Annotated in this window: 17 protein-coding genes and 1 riboswitch; of the genes, 9 read left to right on the plus strand and 8 right to left on the minus strand. The window is 61.3% G+C overall.

Annotated elements, in window-relative coordinates:
- Window positions 1–820, minus strand: an 820-nt coding sequence (locus OS035_RS31735) for an ABC transporter substrate-binding protein (protein ID WP_331815064.1), incomplete at its 3' end; no start/stop codon positions are given.
- Between the two features lie 307 nt (window positions 821–1,127).
- Between OS035_RS31735 and OS035_RS31740 the strand changes: the two genes are divergently transcribed.
- The 4 genes from OS035_RS31740 to queE all read left to right on the plus strand — a co-directional run bounded on the left by OS035_RS31740 (window position 1,128) and on the right by queE (window position 4,067).
- On the plus strand, window positions 1,128–2,189 hold the full coding sequence (locus tag OS035_RS31740) for a LacI family transcriptional regulator (protein WP_097629988.1): 1,062 nt from the start codon (window positions 1,128–1,130) through the stop codon (window positions 2,187–2,189).
- Window positions 2,190–2,275: 86 nt separating this feature from the next.
- Window positions 2,276–2,986 carry a 7-cyano-7-deazaguanine synthase QueC gene (queC, locus tag OS035_RS31745; protein ID WP_183782451.1) on the plus strand — a complete coding sequence of 237 codons (711 nt, stop codon included), beginning with the start codon at window positions 2,276–2,278 and terminating at the stop codon, window positions 2,984–2,986.
- Window positions 2,986–3,342, plus strand: coding sequence for a 6-carboxytetrahydropterin synthase QueD (gene queD, locus OS035_RS31750; protein ID WP_097629990.1), 357 nt, complete (start codon window positions 2,986–2,988; stop codon window positions 3,340–3,342). Before queC ends, queD begins: the two co-directional genes overlap by 1 nt.
- Window positions 3,339–4,067, plus strand: coding sequence for a 7-carboxy-7-deazaguanine synthase QueE (queE, locus tag OS035_RS31755; RefSeq protein ID WP_310808919.1), 729 nt, complete (start codon window positions 3,339–3,341; stop codon window positions 4,065–4,067). The genes queD and queE overlap by 4 nt, the downstream gene beginning before the upstream one ends.
- Window positions 4,068–4,079: 12 nt before the next feature.
- On the opposite strand, the gene OS035_RS31760 is transcribed toward queE, so the two are convergent.
- From OS035_RS31760 to OS035_RS31785, 6 genes are all read right to left on the minus strand, one after another.
- On the minus strand, window positions 4,080–5,303 hold the full coding sequence (locus OS035_RS31760) for an adenylate/guanylate cyclase domain-containing protein (RefSeq protein ID WP_097629992.1): 1,224 nt from the start codon (window positions 5,301–5,303) through the stop codon (window positions 4,080–4,082).
- Window positions 5,304–5,404: 101 nt separating this feature from the next.
- Complete coding sequence (gene nrdF / locus OS035_RS31765) at window positions 5,405–6,379, minus strand: class 1b ribonucleoside-diphosphate reductase subunit beta (RefSeq protein WP_183782459.1); 975 nt, start codon at window positions 6,377–6,379, stop codon at window positions 5,405–5,407.
- 116 nt (window positions 6,380–6,495) lie between these two features.
- Entirely contained in the window at window positions 6,496–8,700 is a 2,205-nt protein-coding gene (nrdE, locus tag OS035_RS31770; protein WP_183782462.1) for a class 1b ribonucleoside-diphosphate reductase subunit alpha, read from the minus strand.
- Window positions 8,679–9,083, minus strand: coding sequence for a class Ib ribonucleoside-diphosphate reductase assembly flavoprotein NrdI (nrdI, locus tag OS035_RS31775; RefSeq protein ID WP_183782465.1), 405 nt, complete (start codon window positions 9,081–9,083; stop codon window positions 8,679–8,681). The genes nrdE and nrdI overlap by 22 nt, the downstream gene beginning before the upstream one ends.
- Before the next feature lie 16 nt (window positions 9,084–9,099).
- Window positions 9,100–9,321: a glutaredoxin-like protein NrdH gene (gene nrdH / locus OS035_RS31780; RefSeq protein ID WP_010068756.1), complete on the minus strand. Its 222-nt coding sequence runs from the start codon at window positions 9,319–9,321 to the stop codon at window positions 9,100–9,102.
- 258 nt (window positions 9,322–9,579) lie between these two features.
- Window positions 9,580–9,806: riboswitch (cobalamin riboswitch) on the minus strand.
- Between the two features lie 203 nt (window positions 9,807–10,009).
- Window positions 10,010–12,304 carry a heavy metal translocating P-type ATPase gene (locus OS035_RS31785; protein ID WP_183782468.1) on the minus strand — a complete coding sequence of 765 codons (2,295 nt, stop codon included), beginning with the start codon at window positions 12,302–12,304 and terminating at the stop codon, window positions 10,010–10,012.
- Between the two features lie 71 nt (window positions 12,305–12,375).
- Between OS035_RS31785 and OS035_RS31790 the strand changes: the two genes are divergently transcribed.
- The gene (locus OS035_RS31790) at window positions 12,376–12,798 is read left to right on the plus strand and encodes a MerR family transcriptional regulator (RefSeq protein ID WP_012559073.1); all 423 of its coding nucleotides are present in this window, start codon (window positions 12,376–12,378) and stop codon (window positions 12,796–12,798) included.
- A 67-nt stretch (window positions 12,799–12,865) separates the two neighbouring features.
- Window positions 12,866–14,074, plus strand: coding sequence for a TIGR03862 family flavoprotein (locus OS035_RS31795; protein ID WP_183782471.1), 1,209 nt, complete (start codon window positions 12,866–12,868; stop codon window positions 14,072–14,074).
- Window positions 14,075–14,121: 47 nt separating this feature from the next.
- Here the strand turns inward: OS035_RS31795 and msrB are convergent, their stop codons facing one another.
- A complete protein-coding gene (gene msrB, locus OS035_RS31800; protein ID WP_097629999.1) occupies window positions 14,122–14,604 on the minus strand; it encodes a peptide-methionine (R)-S-oxide reductase MsrB in 483 nt (160 codons plus the stop codon).
- A 211-nt stretch (window positions 14,605–14,815) separates the two neighbouring features.
- Between msrB and OS035_RS31805 the strand changes: the two genes are divergently transcribed.
- The 3 genes from OS035_RS31805 (at window position 14,816) to OS035_RS31815 (ending at window position 18,048) form a co-directional block, all read left to right on the plus strand.
- Window positions 14,816–15,775, plus strand: a complete 960-nt coding sequence (locus OS035_RS31805) for a helix-turn-helix domain-containing protein (RefSeq protein WP_097630000.1) — start codon at window positions 14,816–14,818, stop codon at window positions 15,773–15,775.
- Between the two features lie 169 nt (window positions 15,776–15,944).
- Window positions 15,945–17,453 (plus strand): aldehyde dehydrogenase, encoded by a 1,509-nt coding sequence (adh, locus tag OS035_RS31810; RefSeq protein ID WP_097630001.1) that lies wholly within the window; start codon window positions 15,945–15,947, stop codon window positions 17,451–17,453.
- A 202-nt stretch (window positions 17,454–17,655) separates the two neighbouring features.
- Window positions 17,656–18,048, plus strand: a complete 393-nt coding sequence (locus tag OS035_RS31815; RefSeq protein WP_097630002.1) for a DUF779 domain-containing protein — start codon at window positions 17,656–17,658, stop codon at window positions 18,046–18,048.
- The last annotated feature ends 73 nt before the right edge of the window (window positions 18,049–18,121 follow it).

Consider the following 18,121-nt stretch of genomic DNA (forward strand, 5'->3'; position numbering starts at 1 on the left):
ATTCGCCCTTGGCCCAGTCGCCCATCACCTGCACCAGCGCATCACCCTTGATGACCATGGCGGTCGCCAGGTTCCAGTCGCGGCCGGAGAAGTTCGGGTCGACGTATTTGACGATCTTCGCCAGATTGTCGAAGGACTTCTTCATCGTGTCCGACTTCAACGACTCCTCATCGAGGTCGTTGAAGGCCTTCTTGTAGAACTCCGGCCCGCCGGTCGACAGCACGATGGAATCGAACATCGTCGCTTCCTGCCAGTTCTGGCCGCCGAGCGCCAAGGGGATCACACCGGCAGCCTTGGCCTTGTCGAGCAGCGCGATCAGGTCGTCGAAGCTCTTCGGCTCAGTGCCGCCGATCTTGTCCATCACAGCCTTGTTGATCCACAGCCAGTTGACCGAGTGGACGTTGACGGGGGCTGCGACCCACTTGCCGTCATAGACCGAGAACTTCTGCAGCGCCGCCGGCACCGACTTGTCCCAGCCTTCCTTCTTCGCCGTCTCGGTCAGGTCGCCCATCACGCCGGCCTGGGCATAATCGAGCACGGTATAACCCAGCATCTGCGAGGCGGTCGGATAGGTGCCGGCCGCCACCATCGCCTTCAGCGCCGTCATCGCCGCATCACCGCCGCCGCCGGCAACCGGAACGTCCTTCCAGGCAAAGCCTTCTTTCGACAGATCCTGCTTCAAGACGTTCAAGGCCGCCGCTTCGCCGCCTGATGTCCACCAGTGCAGCATCTGAACTTCCTTCACGTCGGCTGCCTGCGCCGCACCGAGGCCAGCCATCATCACGACGGCAACAGCCGCCGAGCTCAAAAACTTGCGCATGAATTTCCTCCCATTTGAAAATCGGCGGCGGGCCCTCCCTGCCGCCCGATGCTTTCCGCCGTTGCGACGGTCGACATACGGCCGCGCTCCTCTGCGCGGTTGCTAATTTAAAACGTTATAAGTCGCTGATCGTCAAGCCCTTTCTCGACTCCCGAGAAAAATATGGTTATTTCTATATATGATTGAATTTTATAGATATTTTTGATTTGGCTAACAGATCGTTAAAATTTAAAACGTTTTCATTCCTCGATTGCGCGTCGGAGTCATCGTGTTATTGTATCGCCAATTCCAGCATGGAAAGCCGAGAGTGACCGAACCGTCCTGGCCGCGAAGCGGCGAAAATCTCGAGATCACGCATAAGCGCGGCAAGCCGACCTTGCGAACGATCGCCACGATCGCCGGCCTTGCCGTGACGACGGTGTCGCGGGCGCTCTCCGATGCACCGCAGATTTCGCTGGAAACCCGCCAGCGCGTGCACCGCATCGCCCGCGAGATCGGCTATCTCCCTGATCGGGCCGCGCAGCGCCTGAAGACCGGCCGCACCAATGTGATCGCCATCCTGCTCGATTCGCATGAGGAAGTCGTCGGTTTCAGCACCTCGATCATGTACGGCATTGCCAAGGCGCTGAAGGAGACTTCCTACCATCTCGTCGTCGCCCCGAACTTCCTGTCGACGACCGATGTCGAGGCCGCCGAATATATCGTCCGCAACCACCTCGCCGACGGGCTGATCTTCACGCGAACCGAACCGCTCGATGCCCGCGTCCGCCTGCTGCTCGAAACCGGCTTTCCCTTCATTTGCCACGGCCGCACGGAATTTTCGACGCCGCACCCTTATGTCGACTACGACAATTTCACCTTTGCCTACGAGGCGACGCGCCGGCTGATCGCAAAGGGCCGCAAAAAGGTGGCCGTGGTCCTGCCGCCGAAACGGCTGACCTTCTGCCAGCATATCCTGCACGGCTTCATGACGGCTGTGCGGGAGGCAGGCATTGCCTATGAGATACCCGAAACGGTCGATCTCGATACGCCGGCGGATGTGCTGCGCGATTTCATCTCCAGCCGCGCCGCCGCTCTGGAAGCGCCCGATGGTTTCATCTGTCCCGGCGAAGTCTCAGCACTCGCCGTCATCAGCGGCATGAGCGACGCCGGCCGAACACTCGCGGTCGATTACGACATCGTCGCCAAGGAAACGTCGCGCCTTCTCACCCAATTGCAGCCGAAGGTCGACACGATCCACGAGGACCTGACGGCGGCGGGCGAGGATCTCGGCCGCATGCTGCTGCAGCGCATCAACAATGCCGACGCCGAAGACCTGCATCTGCTGCTGCCGCCGCAGATCAATTTCCCGGTCGATCAAGCCCTCTGAAGGCTATTCCCAACACGGGTGATTTGCCCTAAAAGCACGCCGTAATCCGGTCGCAGCCCACCCGGTCAAAACAAGGGATCCAAACTATGAAGACTATCGTCGTCTGCTCCGGCGGACTCGACTCCGTTTCGCTTGCCCACAAGATCGCAGCGGAACAACAGCTTATTGGCCTCGTCTCCTTCGACTACGGCCAGCGGCATCGCAAGGAACTCGATTTCGCCGCCCGGTGCGCCGCGCGCCTCGCCGTCCCCCATCATATCATCGACATCGCCGCCATCGGCGGCCATCTAAGCGGATCGGCCTTGACCGATAACATCGAGGTTCCGGATGGTCATTATGCCGAGGAGACCATGAAGGCCACCGTGGTGCCGAACCGCAACGCCATCATGCTGGCCATCGCATTTGGCCTGGCCGCAGCGCAGAAGGCAGATGCCGTCGCCGTCGCCGTGCATGGCGGCGACCACTTCATCTACCCCGACTGCCGGCCGGCCTTCATCGACGCCTTCCAGCGCATGCAGAACGAGGCACTGGACGGTTATGCCAGCGTCAGACTGCTTGCGCCCTATGTCGATGTTTCGAAAGCGGCGATCGTTACCGACGGCGAGAAACATGCGACTCCGTTTGCGGAAACATGGTCCTGCTACAAGGGCGGCAGGCTTCATTGCGGGCGCTGCGGCACCTGCGTCGAACGCCGCGAGGCTTTCCATCTCGCCGGTATTGCCGATCCCACGGAATATGAAGACCAGGATTTCTGGAAAGCGGCGGTGTCGCAATATTCTGCTGCGGAGGTGCGTTGATGTACCGCATCACCAAGGAGTTCCATCTCTCCGCTTCGCACCAGCTGGATCATCTGCCGGCCGACCATCAATGCGCCAGGCTGCACGGCCACAACTACATCGTGGTCGTTGAGCTCTCCGCCGAAAGCCTGAACGATGACGGCTTTGTTCGCGACTATCACGACCTTTCGCCGCTCAAGCGCCATATCGACGAGTCCCTCGATCATCGCCACCTGAACGAGGTCTTCGGCCATTCGAAAGTCACCTCCGAGTTCCTGGCAAAGCATTTCTACGACTGGTGCAAAGAGCGCTTCCCGGAGACATCCTCCGTCCGCGTCAGCGAGACGCCGAAGACCTGGGCGGAGTATAGGCCGTGAGCGGGGAGACCATTCGCGTCAGCGAGATCTTCGGCCCGACCATACAGGGCGAAGGCGCGTTGATCGGTCTGCCGACGGTGTTCGTCAGGACCGGCGGCTGTGACTATCGCTGTTCCTGGTGCGACAGCCTTCATGCGGTCGACAGCGCCTTTCGGGATCAATGGCTTCCGATGTCCGTCGAGGCGATCTGGCAGGAAGTGACAAAGCTCTCCGGAGGCAGGCCTCTGACGGTTTCCCTTTCCGGAGGCAATCCCGCGATCCAGCCGCTCGGGCCATTGATCGAATTCGGGCATTCGCAAGGATATCGTTTCGCCCTGGAAACGCAGGGGAGTGTCGCCCGGGACTGGTTCCGCGATCTCGACATGCTGGTCTTGAGCCCCAAGCCGCCGTCAAGCGGAATGCTGACGGATTGGGATCAGGTCGACGACTGTCTTCGTCTCGCCGCCGGCGGGCCGGAAGTCGTCTTGAAAATCGTCGTCTTCGACGATGAAGACTACGCCTTCGCCCTGGAGGCGGGCGAGCGCTATCCCTATATTCCCCTGTTCCTTCAGCCGGGCAATCATACGCCGCCGCCGCCCGATGACGACGATGCCCGCATCGATATCGACGGCGTGATGGACCGGATGCACTGGCTGGTCGAAAAGGTGACCGCCGATCGATGGTTTACGCCACGCGTGCTGCCGCAGCTGCACGTGCTGCTGTGGGGCAACAAACGCGGCGTCTGACTCTGCCTGCTCCTATCGCTCCGGGAAAGCAAAGACATCAACAGGCTCTCCGAGCCCGCGCAGCGGGTAGGTGCCGAGACTGTCCATGTCTTTGGCGCAGTCCGCCATTTCGACGAAGGCCCGCGACAAGAGCACTGGGCGCTTGACCTCCTTGGTGAGGCTTTCCAGCCGCGAGGCGACATTGACCGCCGGGCCGATGACGGTGAAATCGAGCCGGCGGCGTGAGCCGATATTGCCGTACATGACGTCGCCGACATGCACGCCGACGCCGTAGCGCAGCGGATCGCGCCCCATGCGCACATGCTCCTCGTTCAGTTCGGCCATCGACGCCTGCCCTTCGCGGATCGCCTGCAGCAGATCGGCGCAGGCCGTTTCCTTGCTCAGCGGGAAAATCGCCAGCAACCCGTCGCCCATGAACTTGAGGATCTCGCCACCATACCGTTCGATCGGATCCGATATCGCATCGAAATAATCGTTGAGCAGATGGATGACATCGTCGCGCGGCCAGAGATCGGAGATTGCCGTAAAGTCGCGCAGGTCGCAGATCATGATCGCCGCGCCGACGGTGGCGCCGCTGCCACGCGTCGTCACGCCCGACAGGATCTGCTCGCTTGCATGCGGCCCGACATAGGTCTGCAGCAGTGTACGCGCCATGATGTTCTTCAGCCTGATTTCGCTGACAAGGGTCAGGGCCGGCAGAAGATCGCGCAGGAAATCGACGTGTGCGCGCTCGAAGCCGCCCGGCCGGCTGGTGGAAAATGTCGCCACATGCCGTTTGCCGAAGGTATGCTCGAGCGGCCAGGCGATATACTCGGTCAGGCCGTCGTCATGCAGTTCCTGATAGAATGAATCCAAGCCGCCTGCGGCTGTACCTTCCAGCTGCCTGCGCACCTCCTCCGCACCCTGATGGATCGCGTTGACGGGACTGGTCAGGAACTCCGGCGTGTTCTCGACGCCATAGGCAAAGGTGTTGATTTTCGCATCGGTGAGCCCCTCTTTCCAGAGGATGCGCGCCCCGATCCATTGCGGATGGTTCGTCCGGAAATGCAGGGTTGCGCGGGCCACCGGCACGCCTGCCGCCACCAGCTTCCCGCACATTTCCACCAGGATATTGTCGATGAAGCGCTCACCGCGCGTCTCGTTCACCAGCCAGTCGAGAATCCGTCTCCTGCGGATCGGCCAGACGCCATCGTCCGCTTCGGCGGCAGTTCCGGCCTTGTTTGGAAAAGACGACATTAAAAACTCCGCTGCGCCACATCTTCGGCGAGGATCGACTTCATTTCCGCTGAATGTGGGCGATGGGGAAGCAAATGATAAGGGCCGACTGCGATAAAGCCTCAGAAATCCCAGTCCTCGTCGTCGGTCGCAACAGCCTTGCCGATCACATAGGAGGAACCGGAGCCGGAGAAGAAGTCATGGTTCTCGTCGGCATTCGGCGAAAGCGCCGACAGGATCGCCGGATTGACCTTGCAGGCCTCGGCCGGGAAAAGCGCCTCGTAGCCGAGGTTCATCAGCGCCTTGTTGGCATTGTAATGCAGGAATTTCTTGACGTCCTCGCTCAGCCCGACGCCGTCATAGAGCGCCTCGGTATATCTGGCTTCGTTGTCGTAGAGCTCGAGCAGCAGGTCGAAGGCGAAATCCTTGATCTCCTGCCGTCTCTCCTCGGAAAGCCGCTCCAGTCCGCGCTGGAATTTGTAGCCGACATAATAGCCGTGCACCGCCTCGTCGCGGATGATCAGCCGGATCATGTCTGCCGTGTTGGTAAGCTTGGCGCGGCTCGACCAGTACATCGGCAGGTAGAAGCCGGAATAAAACAGGAAGCTTTCGAGGAAGACGCTGGCGACCTTCTTCTTCAAGGGATCGCCGGAACCATACTGCTCCATGATCAGCGCCGATTTGCGTTGCAGGAACTCGTTCTCCTCCGACCAGCGATAGGCATCGTCGACATCGGGCGTCGAGCACAGCGTCGAGAAGATCGAGGAATAGGAACGCGCATGCACCGCCTCCATGAAGGAGATGTTGGAAAGCACCGCCTCCTCATGCGGCGTTACCACATCCGCCATCAGCCTGATGGAGCCGACGCCGTTCTGGATCGTGTCGAGCAGCGTCAGCCCGGTGAAGACGCGGATGGTCAACTGCTGCTCGGCCGCCGTCAGCGTCGCCCAGGAGGGAATGTCGTTGGACAGCGGCACCTTCTCCGGCAGCCAGAAATTGCCGGTCAGCCGGTTCCAGACCTCGAGATCCTTATCGTCCTCGATGCGGTTCCAGTTGATGGCGCGCATGCGGGAGATTGGCTTGATGGATATGTTCATTGGGTGGTCTTTCTTCGAAAAATTCTAACGGAGTGCGGAGCCCCCTCACCCTTCCCTCTCCCCGCTGGGGAGAGGAGGGGGCTACAAGCTCGAAACTCTCGGCCAGCAGCCCAAAATCAAAGCGTACAAGATACGCAGCCCTGCACCTCGGTGCCGGACAGCGCCATCTGGCGAAGGCGGATGTAGTAGATGGTCTTGATGCCCTTCTTCCAGGCGTAAATCTGCGCCTTGTTGACATCGCGCGTCGTTGCCGTGTCGCGGAAGAACAGGGTCAGCGACAGGCCCTGGTCGACATGCTGGGTCGCCGCCGCATAGGTATCGATGATCTTCTCCGCGCCGATCTCATAGGCGTCCTGATAGTAATCGAGATTGTCGTTGGTCATGAACGGCGCCGGATAGTAGACGCGGCCGATCTTGCCTTCCTTGCGTATCTCGATCTTCGAGACGATCGGATGGATCGAGGAGGTCGAGTGGTTGATGTAGGAGATCGAGCCCGTCGGCGGCACTGCCTGCAGGTTCTGATTATAGAGGCCGGAAGTCATGACCGCCGCCTTCAACGCCACCCAATCCTCCTGCGTCGGAATATGGATTCCGGATTTGTCGAACAGCGCCTGCACCTTCCCGGTCGCCGGCTTCCATTCCTGCTCGGTATATTTGTCGAAATAGTCACCGGAGGCATATTTCGAATTTTCGAAGCCCTTGAAGCTCTGGCCCCGTTCGACCGCCAACAGGTTCGAGGCGCGGATCGCGTGATAGGTCACCGTATAGAAATAGATATTGGTGAAATCGACGCCTTCCTCCGAGCCGTAGAAGATGCGTTCGCGGGCAAGATAGCCGTGCAGGTTCATCTGGCCGAGACCGATCGCATGGCTCTCGTCGTTGCCCTTTTCGATCGAGGGAACCGAGGCGATGTGGCTCATGTCGGAGACCGCCGTCAGCGCCCGGATCGAGGTCTCGATCGTCTTGCCGAAATCGGTGGAATCCATGGCCGCGGCGATATTCAGCGAGCCGAGATTGCAGGAAATATCCTTGCCGAGGTGCTTGTAAGAGAGGTCGTCGTTGTATTCGCTTGCCTTGCTGACCTGCAGGATCTCGGAGCAGAGATTGCTCATCGAAATGCGCCCGGCGATCGGGTTGGCCCGGTTCACCGTATCCTCGAACATGATGTAGGGATAACCGCTCTCGAACTGGATCTCGGCGATCACCTGGAAGAATTCACGCGCCTTGATCTTCTTCTTCGAGATGCGAGCGTCCGCCACCATCTCCCGGTACTTTTCCGTCACCGAAATCTCGGTGAAGGGCACGCCGTAAACGCGCTCCACGTCGTAAGGCGAGAACAGATACATATCCTCGTTGTTCTTGGCGAGTTCGAAGGTGATGTCGGGCACGACGACGCCGAGCGACAGCGTCTTGATGCGGATCTTCTCGTCGGCATTTTCGCGCTTTGTGTCGAGGAAGCGCATAATGTCGGGGTGATGGGCGTTGAGATAGACGGCGCCCGCGCCCTGGCGCGCACCCAGCTGATTGGCATAGGAGAACGAGTCTTCGAGCAGCTTCATGACCGGGATGATGCCGGAGGACTGGTTTTCGATCTGCTTGATCGGCGCGCCGGCCTCACGGATATTCGTCAGCGACAGAGCCACGCCGCCGCCGCGCTTCGACAGCTGCAGCGCCGAATTGATCGAGCGGCCGATCGATTCCATATTGTCCTCGACGCGCAGCAGGAAGCAGGAGACAAGTTCGCCACGCTGCTTCTTGCCGGCATTGAGGAAGGTCGGCGTTGCCGGCTGGAAACGGCCGGAAATGATCTCGTCGACCATGTCGCGGGCAAGGGCCTCGTCACCCCGCGCCAAGGTCAGCGCCACCATGCAGATGCGGTCCTCGTAGCGCTCGAGATAGCGCTTTCCGTCGAAGGTCTTCAGCGTATAGCTGGTGTAATATTTGAAGGCGCCGAGGAAGGTCGGAAAACGGAATTTCCTCGCATAGGCCTGATCGAACAGGTCGCGGACGAAATTGAAGGAATACTGGTCGAGAACCTCCTGCTCGTAATAACCCTCGGTGACGAGGTAATCGAGCTTTTCCCTCAGATTGTGAAAGAACACGGTGTTCTGGTTCACATGCTGCAGAAAATACTGCTTCGCCGCCATGCGGTCCTTGTCGAGCTGGATCTTCCCCTCGTCGTCATAGAGGTTCAGCATCGCGTTCAGCGCGTGATAGTCGAGCGTCTCCGCCGCTTTCCAAGGGCGTTCGCCGGCGGGATGAGCAAAAGTGTTATGCGGTTTTGCGCCCGCATCCCGCGTCAGAGTTGTTCCCGTGTCCAAAATTGTTCCATTCCGTGTTTGACGTTGGCGACATCCTCGGCCGTGCCCATGAGCTCGAACCTGTAGAGGTAAGGCACCTGGCATTTTTGCGAGATCACGTCGCCGGCGAGCCCGTATGTCTCGCCGAAATTGCTGTTGCCCGCGGCAATCACGCCGCGGATATGTCCTCGGTTTTCCGCATCGTTCAAGAAACGGATCACCTGCTTGGGAACGGCACCCTTGCCACCGTCGCCGCTGTAGGTCGGCACAATGAGAACGAAGGGTTCGCGAATAGGGAACGCCTCTGCGCCGCTAGCCGGAATGCGCGCCGCGCGCAGTCCGAGCCTGGCGACGAAGCGATGGGTATTCTCGGAGCGGCTGGAATAATAAACGATCAGCCCCATCGCCTTTTTCCTCGGGTCAGGAGAGCGCGCTGATCATATCGGGGCGGAAACCCGCCCAATGCCGCTCACCGGCGATCACGACCGGCGCCTGCATGTAGCCGAGGCTGCGGACACGATCGAGCGCTTCGGCATCCTGCGAGATATCGACGATGTCGTAATCGACGCCCAGCCGGTCGAGGGCGCGATAGGTGGCGGTGCACTGGACGCAGGCGGGTTTGCTGTAGACGGTAACGCTCATCATGTTCCTCGTGATGTCAAAGAATTCAGGACGCAAGACTGAGATCGGGCGCCTTGCAGCGTCCGGGGCAACATTTGGTGATATGGCAAAGTCGGCGTTTAAACGCCTGATACGATCCCTCTCGGGATTTGCGCGGGCGGCGGCCTTGATATTCTGGACATGACTTCAACCCCGAAGTGCTCATGCGGACGTTCGGGGCAGCGTAACAGGCGCGGATCATTCCGCTGTCATTCACGCGACCTTCCGGACACCCCGCCCGTGGACATCTAGTTCAAGGCAGGTCTCCTGGCTTGCGGGTCGAAGCACCCTGCCCCAGCCTTCCCGAGGCATCATGCCTCAGTGACCTGAAATCGGACAGTTGCTCGCCGCTTACAGTTGCGGGGGCAGCTCCGGCCTTGCTGCGCCGTCATGGCGAAACGCACCGTATTCCCGTCTTAGCCCGCGATCCGACACGAATCGAAGGAACCTTGAACACTAGATATAGTACGCGAATCCGAAATCACGTCAACGGATGGTTTGTGCATTGCGTTACGACAGGTTTGAAATCGCTACGTTCCTGTGAAAAACATGGCCAACGAAGGCTTAACGAAAAGAGGCTGTCGAGAAGGCCGAAACGAAGAGAGCCGGCCTATAGCCGGCTCTACGATTGTCGATTCCGGATCGCCCGCATCGTCGCTGCGAAGAGAGTTTATCCCTTGACCCGCAACAACCTCAGCGCGTTGATCGTCACCAGCACGGTCGCGCCGGTATCGGCGAGAATCGCCGGCCAGAGCCCGGTGATGCCGGCAATCGTCGTCACCAGGAACACCGCCTTCAGCCCGAGCGCTATGCTGATATTCTGCAGGATGTTGCGCATCGTCCGTTTGGACAGTTCGATCATCCGCGCCACGTCGCCGACGCGCCCGTGCAGCACGGCGGCATCGGCCGTCTCCAGCGCCACATCGGTGCCGCCGCCCATGGCGATGCCGATATCGGCGGCGGCCAGCGCCGGAGCATCGTTGATGCCGTCGCCGACCTTGGCGACGATGAAGCCCTGGCGCTTCAATTCGCCGACGACCCGCTGCTTGTCCTCAGGCATCATCTCGCCGCGCCAGTCGATGCCGAGCATCTTGGCAACAGCTGCTGCCGTCCGCTCGTTGTCGCCCGTCAACATCATCGCCTTGACGCCGGCCGATTCGAGCGTTGAAAGCCCAGCCTTGGCATCCGCGCGCGGCTCGTCGCGCATGGCGATCAGGCCGGCTGCAACACCATCGACAAGCAGCACCGACACGCTCTTGCCCTCGTCGTTCAGAACGGTAATGCGTGCATCCTTTTCCCCATCGAGCGCCCCGCGCTCGCGAGCAGCGGATGGGGACAGCAGATCGAGCGTCTCACCGCCCACTTTGCCGCTGACACCCTTGCCCGGCAGCGCTTCCAGTTCGAAAGCCGGCGGCACGGGAACACCGTCCGCCTTGGCGCGGTTGAGGATCGCCAGCGCCAAGGGATGGCTGGAGCCCTGCTCCAGCACTGCCGCTCGCGACAAGACCTGCGTCTCACTCAATCCGAAGGAAACGATATCGGTCACCTGAGGCTTGCCTTCCGTCAGCGTGCCTGTCTTGTCGAAGGCGACCATCGTCACCTTGCCGAGCGTTTCCAGCACTGCGCCGCCCTTCATCAGCAGCCCGCGCCGCGCGCCTGCTGAAAGCGAGGCAGCAATCGCCGCCGGCGTCGAGATGACAAGCGCGCAGGGGCAGCCGATCAGCAGAATGGCAAGGCCCTTATAGACCCATTCGCTCCACGAACCGTCGAACAAAAGCGGCGGAACGACCGCCACCAGCCCCGCGACAACCACAACGCCGGGCGTGTAGTAACGCGAGAACCGATCGATGAAACGTTCGGTCGGCGCCTTCGATTCCTGCGCCTCTTCCACCAGCTTGACGACGCGGGCGATGGTATTGTCGGCAGCCGCCGCCGTGACGCGAACCCTGAGCACTGCGTCGCCGTTCACCGTTCCGGCAAAGACGACGGCATCCACACCCTTGCGCACCGGCGTGCTCTCGCCGGTCACCGGCGCCTCGTCGATCGCGCTCTCACCGGAGACAACGACGCCGTCCGCCGAGATCCGGTCGCCAGGGCGAACCATGATGACGGCGCCGACCGAAAGGCTTTCCGCTGGCACCTCCCGTGTCTGCCCATTGTCTTCGAGTAACGCGGTCTTCGGCACCAGCGACGTCAGCGACTGGATGCTTTCGCGCGCCTTGCCCGCTGCCACCCCTTCCAACAGCTCGCCAACGAGGAACAGGAACACAACGGTTGCCGCCTCTTCGCCGGCATTGATGATGACGGCGCCGACGGCGGCGATCGTCATCAGCATCTCGATCGAAAACGGTGTGCCTGAGAAAGCGGCCATGACGGCACGCCGCGCGATCGGCACCAGACCGATCAGCATGGCAACGATGAAGGCATAGGATGCAATCGCCGGCACGAGATGGCCGACGGTGTAGGCGACAACGAGTGCCGCACCGGAAAGGATGGTCAGCCGACCCTTCTCACTCTGCCACCAGGGACCGGCTATTGGCGCATGGTCGTGCCCGTGCAGCCCCTCGATTTCCTTCTCGCCATGATCGTCGTGGTCATGACTTGCATGGTCATGGCTATGGCCTGCATGATCGTGGCCTTCATGATCATGCACCGCATGTTCGTGGTCATGGTCCGCCTGATCGCGGTGATCATGTCCATGGTCGTGACGATGCTGCGGACCGCGTTCATGTGCTGGCGCAGCGTTTCCGGAAAGCGGCGCGACGGAATAGCCAAGCCCGGTTACCTTCTTCTCGATCGCCTTGAGATCGCTGCTGCCATCGTGCCGGACAGTCATCGTGCCCGCCATCACCGAGACGGATACATCGGCGACACCCGCCACGCGTCTGACCGCCGTATCGATCTTGGTTGCGCAGGAGGCGCAATCCATGCCGCCAACCCGATATCGTGTCTCGCTCTCTGCCATGATCCGCTTCCTTGTCAAACAGAAGCATCCCTCCTACATCCTCTAGTGACTAGAGGTGCAAGAGGAAAATCATGAAAAAGATCACGATCGGTGAAGCCGCCCGCCAGAGCGGCGTCAAGGTGCCGACGGTGCGTTATTACGAGAGCATCGGCCTGCTCGCGGCGCCGAGCCGCAGCGAAGGCAACCAGCGCTCCTTCGAACCTGCCGATATCAGTCGCCTCGCCTTCATCCGCCATGCCCGCGAACTCGGCTTCGAGATCGAGGCGATCCGCACGCTGCTTACCCTGCAGGATGATCCGCACCAATCCTGCGCCTCGGCCGATGCTATCGCCAAGGCTCGTCTCGTCGAGGTCGAGCAGCGCATCCGCAGCCTGATGGCGCTGAAGGCCGAGCTGGAAACCATGGTGGAAGGCTGCGGCCACGGCCGCGTCGATCAATGCCGCGTCATCGAGGTTCTCGCCGACCACGGCCAGTGCACGCATTCGCATCACTGAACCCGCCCTTGCGGGCAAGGCGCAGCCGCGCCAAAACGGCACCAGAAAGAATCGGGCAAAGACATCCATGGACCAGAAGCGAATGGCCATCATCGGCGGCGGCCCGGCGGGACTGGCGGCCGCCGAACTGCTGTCGCTCTCCGGCCATGCGGTGACGGTCTACGACGCCATGCCAACCTTCGCCCGCAAGTTTCTGCTGGCCGGCAAGTCGGGACTGAACATTACCCATTCCGAGGATTATGCCCGTTTCGCCACGCGCTTCGGCGCCGCTTCTTCCCGGCTGCGGCCGGCTCTGGATGCCTTTACCCCTGGCGATATCAGGGATTGGGCGGCAGGGCTCGGGACGGAGACCTTCATTGGTTCGTCCGGTCGAGTGTTCCCGAAGGTAATGAAAGCCTCTCCCTTGCTGCGCGCCTGGCTCAGACGATTGGAGGCGCAGGGCACAACGCTCCGCACCCGCCATCGCTGGATCGGTTTTGCCGATGAGGGCTATGTTTTCGAAACGCCGGAAGGACGCAGTATCGTCCAGTGCGACGCCGCCCTGCTGGCACTCGGCGGCGCAAGTTGGCCCCGCCTCGGCTCCGACGCGCGCTGGCTGCCGTGGTTATCGGAAAAGGGTGTCGAGATCGACGCCTTCCAGCCCGCCAATTGCGGTTTCGTCGTCGGCTGGAGCCAAAACTTCCGCGAGCGTTTCGCCGGCGAGCCGGTGAAGTCGGTCGTCGCCACCTCCGAAGCCGGAACCTTTCCTGGCGAATTCGTCATCACCGCAGGCGGTATCGAGGGCAGTCTGGTCTACGCTCATGCGGCGAGCCTCCGCGACCGGCTGCTTAACCGCGGCAGCGCCGCCCTGACGCTCGACCTCGCCCCCGGCCGGACAGTCGAAAGGCTGCACCGCGACCTCACGCGGCAGGACGCCAAATCGAGCTTCTCGAACCGCCTGCGCAAAGGTGCCGGCCTCGACGGCGTCAAGGCGGCATTGCTGCGGGAACTCGCTCCCGAGCGCGATCGAACCGATCCCGGACGTCTCGCCGGCCTGATCAAGGCCCTACCAGTCCCGGTTCTCGAGACGAGGCCGATCGCCGAGGCGATCTCCTCGGCCGGCGGCATCCGCTGGAGCGGCATCGACGGCGGCTTCATGTTGAAGGCGGTGCCAGGCACCTTCGTCGCCGGCGAAATGCTCGACTGGGAGGCGCCGACCGGCGGCTATCTCCTCACTGCCTGCCTGGCGACCGGCCGGGCCGCTGCGCGCGGCATCGAGGCCTGGCTGCACAGATAGGCCCCGGCGCTCGCAGGTACTCAGCGGAAAACAAGACCTTCCCTGAATCAGGCCGAGGCTGGATGAAACGTCATGACAAGGCCATTCATGCAGTAGCGAAGTCCGGTTGGCTTCGGACCATCATCGAAGACGTGGCCCAGATGGCCGCCACAGCGACTACAATGGACGGCCGTGCGCGCCATCCCGAAAGTGGTGTCGTTTGTGGTTCCGACAGCATGGTCGAGCGGTGCCCAAAAGCTCGGCCAGCCGGTTCCGCTGTCGAATTTGGTCGCCGAGGAAAAGAGCTTTTGGTCGCAGCCGGCACAGGCGAAGGTGCCCTTCCGCTCCTCATGCAGCAGGGCGCTGGTGAAGGGATTTTCCGTCCCCGCCTGACGCAGGATGACAAATTGATCCGGCGTCAGCAGCTTGCGCCATTCATCCTCTGTGTGCGTCACCGCAAAGGTCTCGCCAGCGATCGCCTTGCCGGCCCCCAAACGAACCGCAAGCCCGCCGAAAGCGGCACCCATCAGCAACAATCGTCTGTTTAACATGGTCGGGATCTCCTCGCCCTGCAAAAGCTGTTTCTGCACAGAACTACGGGCGAGAGCGGTCTTTTGTTACACTCTCTGCGTTCGAACACTGAAATGTGATTTCTGCCGCCTTCGTCTGAAAAACCCGCACGCCGCCGGCCGTCTAGGACCGGCCGATTGCAAACCGACCGCTTTTCCCTCAGACTATGCTCAAGTTCCGTGGGAGGAGCCGATGCACGAACACTCAGCACACGCCGAGCATGTCTACACCTCTGCCCAGCGCGATTCCGCCGCAGCCAGTTCTCCCGTTGTCGCCTCTTGGCGGCGATGCATGACCATGCATCAGCTCGCTCCGGAAGACGAACGGGCGCCACTGCGCGTTACCGATGAGGAATTCCGGCGTGCCCGAGAACAGTCCGGTCAGCTGATCGCCAGCGCGACCGAAGAGCTCGATCGTCTCTTCACCACCGTCGGCAGGGCCGGCTGCTGCCTGCTTCTGACCGACAGGAACGGCATTGCATTGGAGCGTCGGGGTGCTGCCGGCGACGACAAGGAGTTCCAAGAACTCGGCCTGTGGACCGGCTCGGTCTGGACCGAGGCGAGCATCGGAACCAACGGCATCGGCACCGCGCTTGCCGACGAGCGTGCCGTCGCCATCTTCCGCGACCAGCATTTCTTCTGCGCCAATACCAGCCTCAGCTGCACCACAGCACCGATCCGCGATCACCGTGGCCGGGTGGCCGCAGCCCTCGATATTTCTACCTGCCGCGAAGACGTCAACGAGATGACGCTGACCATCCTGACGCAGACCGTGCGCGATGCGGCGATGCGCATCGAGCTCAACCTCTTCCGCTCGGCTTTTCCCAGCGCCCGTTTCCTGATGGTTCCCGCCGGCGTCAATTCCGCCGCCGCCCTGCTTGCCGTCGACCGGCATGACCTGGTGCTGGGAGCAACGCGCGCTGCTCGCATCGCGCTGCAGCTGGACGACAAGCGGATCGCCGCCGGCATTCCGGCGGCCGATGCCCTGCATGAGGCCGGCGTCTCGCAGCAGGAGGAGATCGTCGAAGCGGAAAAGGCGGCCCTCTTGCGGGCGCTGTCACGCACCAGCGGCAACGTCTCGCAGGCGGCTGTCGCCCTCGGCATTAGCCGCGCCACCTTGCATCGGAAGATGAAGAAGTTCGACCTGCACTGACCAGGCGCCCGAAAGTTCCACCGACGCCTTCGATCGTGACGCGAGCTGTCGCATCCGTGCGACACTGTGCGCTGCGGTATTGAAAGGCCGCCCTGTTCCCCCCGCCAAAACATGCACATTTTCCTCCCACTGGTTCGCTTCGGAACCTGGACCATCAAGGGAGGATGACATGCTTCATCAGAAAATCGTCGAATCGCCGTTCAAGCTGAAATACGGCAACTACATCGGCGGCGAATGGCGCGAGCCTGTCGGGGGCAAATACTTCGAAAACCTGACACCGGTCACCGGCGGCAAGCTCTGCGACATTCCCCGCTCCGATGAAAAGGACATCAATCTTGCGCTCGACGCCGCCCATGCGGCCAAGGAGAAATGGGGCCGCACCTCGGCTGCCGAGCGCTCCAATATCCTCATGAAGATCGCCCAGCGGATGGAGGACAAGCTGGAATTGCTCGCCCAGGCCGAGACCTGGGACAATGGCAAGCCGATCCGCGAGACCATGGCGGCAGACATTCCGCTGGCGATCGACCACTTCCGCTATTTCGCTTCCTGCATCCGCGCCCAGGAAGGCTCGATCGGCGAGATCGACCACGATACCGTCGCGTATCACTTCCACGAACCGCTCGGCGTCGTCGGCCAGATCATTCCCTGGAACTTCCCGATCCTGATGGCCACGTGGAAACTTGCTCCGGCGCTTGCCGCCGGCAACTGCGTCGTCTTGAAGCCTGCCGAACAGACCCCCGCCTCGATCCTGCTCTGGGCCGAATTGGTCGGCGATCTGCTGCCGCCCGGTGTGCTCAATATCGTCAACGGTTTTGGCATCGAGGCCGGCAAGCCGCTGGCGACCAGCGCCCGCATCGCCAAGATCGCCTTCACCGGCGAGACGACGACCGGCCGGCTGATCATGCAATATGCCAGCCAGAACCTCATTCCGGTGACGCTGGAGCTCGGCGGCAAATCGCCGAACATCTTCTTCGCCGATGTGATGGCCGAGGACGACGACTTCCTCGACAAGGCGCTCGAAGGCTTTGCGATGTTCGCTCTCAACCAGGGCGAAGTCTGCACCTGCCCCAGCCGCGCCCTCGTCCAGGAATCGATCTACGACCGCTTCATGGAAAAGGCCGTCAAGCGCGTCGAGGCGATCAAGCAGGGCAATCCGCTCGACAGCGCGACGATGATCGGCGCCCAGGCCTCGACCGAGCAGCTGGAAAAGATCCTTGCCTATCTCGACATCGGCAAGCAGGAAGGTGCGGAGGTGCTGGCCGGCGGCACGCGCAACGATCTCGGCGGCGATCTGGCGAACGGCTATTACGTCAAGCCGACGATCTTCAAGGGCCACAACAAGATGCGTGTGTTCCAGGAGGAAATTTTCGGGCCGGTTGTCTCGGTCACGACCTTCAAGGACGAAAAGGAAGCGCTCGAAATCGCCAACGACACGCTTTACGGCCTCGGCGCCGGCGTCTGGAGCCGCGACGCCAATCGCTGCTATCGGTTCGGCCGCGAGATCCAGGCCGGCCGCGTCTGGACCAACTGCTACCACGCCTACCCCGCCCATGCCGCCTTCGGCGGTTACAAACAGTCGGGCATCGGCCGCGAAACCCACAAGATGATGCTCGAGCATTACCAGCAAACTAAAAACATGCTGGTGAGCTACAGCCCGAAGGCGCTCGGCTTCTTCTGAGGCGTGGTGAGGGCGTAAAACCCTCCCAACCCCTCCCCACAAGGGGAAGGGACTTAACGTGCGGCTCTCGCCGTATTCACTGTTGAGCGCAGCACATGCATCCGGCTTGTTGTTCTGCGAGCCAAAGCGGCAGCTTAGCCCCTCCCCTTTGTGGGGAGGGGTTGGGGAGGGGCATCTCTCCCAAAACTTTGGAGGAAGACCGATGGAAGCCACCGTCAACGGCGATCCGCGAGTTCTCGCGACCGACGCAGCTCTTGACCTGATTGCTGAGATCAAGCACGATCATCCCGATATCCTCTTCCACCAGTCCGGCGGCTGTTGCGACGGCTCCTCGCCGATGTGTTATCCCGCCAATGAATTCATGGTCGGCGACAGCGACGTCAAACTCGGCGAGATCGGCGGCGTGCCGGTCTATATCAGCGCCAGCCAGTTCGAGGCGTGGAAGCATACGCAGCTCATCATCGATGTCGTTCCGGGCCGCGGCGGCATGTTCTCGCTCGATAACGGCCGCGAGAAACGCTTCCTCACCCGCTCCCGCCTCTTCGCCGGCGGCGAGGCCTGCGCCGTCCCGGATGTGACAGTCAAGGCGGTGTAGAGCATGCCGATAACTGTGCGCGGTTTTTCGGCATCATGTTATTCTAACTCTCAGGGAATTTCGGCTGTAGTAT

The sequence above is a fragment of the Rhizobium sp. 268 genome (assembly GCF_036571585.1).
Lineage (GTDB): Bacteria > Pseudomonadota > Alphaproteobacteria > Rhizobiales > Rhizobiaceae > Rhizobium > Rhizobium redzepovicii.